This window comes from Schnuerera sp. (genome assembly GCF_035459645.1).
Taxonomy (GTDB): Bacteria; Bacillota; Clostridia; order Tissierellales; family Tepidimicrobiaceae; genus Schnuerera.
In genome coordinates, this window is the sequence record NZ_DATHXO010000147.1 from 1 (window position 1) to 2,660 (window position 2,660).

The 2,660-nt window shown below is 32.2% G+C and carries 4 protein-coding genes; all 4 read left to right on the plus strand.

Going from position 1 to position 2,660, the window contains the following annotated elements; translation table 11 throughout:
* On the plus strand, window positions 1-708 hold a 708-nt coding region (locus tag VK998_RS03425), incomplete at its 5' end, for an aldehyde ferredoxin oxidoreductase C-terminal domain-containing protein (RefSeq protein ID WP_325225496.1).
* Between the two features lie 23 nt (window positions 709-731).
* Window positions 732-929: a sulfur carrier protein ThiS gene (thiS, locus tag VK998_RS03430; protein WP_325225497.1), complete on the plus strand. Its 198-nt coding sequence runs from the start codon at window positions 732-734 to the stop codon at window positions 927-929.
* A gap of 44 nt (window positions 930-973) precedes the next feature.
* Window positions 974-2,197, plus strand: a complete 1,224-nt coding sequence (locus VK998_RS03435; protein ID WP_325225499.1) for a serine hydroxymethyltransferase — start codon at window positions 974-976, stop codon at window positions 2,195-2,197.
* Window positions 2,198-2,475: 278 nt separating this feature from the next.
* Window positions 2,476-2,660 (plus strand): hypothetical protein (locus VK998_RS03440; RefSeq protein WP_475513926.1); only part of this gene is annotated, 185 nt, incomplete at its 3' end.

Below are 2,660 nucleotides of genomic sequence, written 5' to 3' on the forward strand. Positions count from 1 at the left end.
GAAGGAATAGGCAACTTATTAGCAGAAGGTAGCAAAAGAGCTGCACAAACTATAGGCAAAGGTTCAGAAGAATTTACTGTAGAAGTAAAAGGGCAAGAACTTCCAGCTCATATGCCTCAGTTTAAACCTATGGTAGGATTAATATATGCAGTCAATCCTTTTGGTGCAGATCATCAATCAAGTGAACATGATGTATTCTTAAATTTACCAAAGGACAGTCAACCTATGGAAAGGTTAGGGCAGTTAGGTATATATAAAACATACGAAGATCCATTTACTATAGATGAAGATAAAGTTAGGTTTGCTTTTGATACTCAATGTTATTTTTCAATACTAGACACTTTAAATTTATGTCAATTTGTATGGGGGCCTTCTTGGGAACTATGTGGTCCAGATGAGCTAATTGAATTGTGTAGGCTTGGGCTGGGGTGGAATACTTCTCTATTTGAGTTAATGCGAATAGGTGAACGTCGTGTAAATATGATGAGGTACTTTAATTCAAAAGCAGGATTTACTAAAAAGGATGATAAACTACCTAAGAGAATATTTGAAAAAATGCCGGATGGTCCATCTGAAGGTATTCAACTAGACGAGAAAAAGTTTAATGAAGCTAAAGAATTATATTATGAATTTGCAGGATGGGACAAAGAAACTGGTAATCCTACAGAATCTATACTTAAAAAGCTATCTTTAAGCTGGCTATTGTAATAGGATTCAGAGAGGGAAGTTTTATGGATATAGTAGTCAATGGTAAGACGAAAAAAGTTGATGAAAATATAACCGTAGAAGAGTTGTTGACTATTGAAGGATATAGTCATTGGGTAGGAGTATGGGTAAATAATAAACAGTTATTACAACGAGAATATCCAAATTATATTATAAAGGAAAAAGACATAATTAATATAGTTAGGCCATTAGGAGGGGGTTAAACCCTTCCTCCTATGACTGCTATAGATGACTAGGAGGGTTATACATGATAAAAACAGTTGAAGATATAAATAGTTTATTGAAAAAGCATCAAGAATATAGAAATAGTTGTTTAAACTTAATTGCTTCAGAAAATTATTCAAGCCAAACCGTAAGAAGCTATTTGAATAGTGATTTAGGAAATAGATACGGATGTTATACAACTATGAATCCGGAAGAAAGGGAGTATACAGGAAATAAATATATACATGAAATTGAAATGGAAACCCATGAATTGATGAAAGAAATATTTGAAGTAAAATATGTAGATCTTAGACCAATAGGTGGACATATGGCAGGTATGGCTACAGTTTTGGGTATACTTGAACCTCATGATTTAGTAATAGAAGTAAGCCTTGAAGATTGGGGACACGGTTTAGTAGGGCCTATGAGATTAATCTCCCATTTTGGAGAAACTATAAAGGTAGAATATATGAAGTTTGATGAAAACAGAGCAGTAGACGTTGAAGCATTGAAAAAAATGGCCTTAGAATTAAAACCTAAACTTATAATATTTGGTGGTTCAGGTACTCTTTTCCCAGAGCCAGTATCAGAACTTAGGCAAATAGCAGATGAGCAAGGAATAATACTAGCTTATGATGCTTCCCATGTAACGGGATTAATTGCAGGAAAAGTATTTCCAAATCCAATTAAAGAAGGCGCAGATATAATGTTTGGAAGTACACATAAATCTTTTCCAGGACCTCAAGGCGGATTTGTAGTTTCTAATAACAAGGAACTTATTGAGAAAATAGGAAATGCATTATCTCCTTCATTAGTTACAAGCCATCATTTAAACAGACTTCCTGCATTGGCAGTATCAATATTAGAAATGAAGGAATTTGGATATGAATATGGGGAACAAACTATAAAAAATTCCAAAGCATTAGCAAAAGCTATGGCTAAAAAAGGATTTAATGTTTTAGGAGAAAAGAAAGGATTTACAGAATCTCATTTAATTTTAGTAGATGTAGGAGAATTTGTAAGTGAAGGCCCTGCAAAATACTTAGAAAAAGCAAATATACTATGTTCAGATGACTTTTCAGGAGCTAGTCCACAGATTAGGATAGGGACTTCTGAAGTAACCAGAAGAGGAATGAAAGAGGAAGATATGGAACAAATAGCAGAGCTTTTCAAAAGGGTTTTAATTGATAAGGAAGACGTAGAAATAGTGGCTAAAGATGTAGAAGCCATTAGTAAAAAATACTTGGGACTTAACTATGCATTTTAACTTCCCTTATATTTTATAGATAAAATAACTATGAGTCGAAAATGGCTCATAGTTATTTTTTAAATAAAAAACTATAATATTTCTGAATTATCATATCTTATATTCGATAATTTATATCACACTTTACTAATATGAATTAAATAGTGTTTTATACACTCTTTCGATAAAAATTTAACTAAAAATAGTTTATGCCCACAACTATAGGGTAATATTACTATAGATAATTCTTATCAGAAATACATAATTGATAGAATTTACTTATACTAGGAGGTGTTTTTGTGCCGAAAGAATTCAAAGCAGGATGTCAAAGACCAGTAATTGAAAAAGATGTAATGAAAGAGGAAAATATTGAGAAAAAAGAAATTATCAAGGAGGAAGATAATATGATTAAGGTTGGAAAACCAGCACCAGATTTTACTATACCAGCATTTCATGAAGGTAAATTTGTTAATTTAAGTCTTTC

Excerpts from the sequence above, each read along its gene's own strand:
- VK998_RS03435 (WP_325225499.1), top strand. The coding sequence starts at position 974 with ATGATAAAAACAGTTGAAGATATAAATAGTTTATTGAAAAAGCATCAA.
- thiS (WP_325225497.1), top strand. The coding sequence starts at position 732 with ATGGATATAGTAGTCAATGGTAAGACGAAAAAAGTTGATGAAAATATA.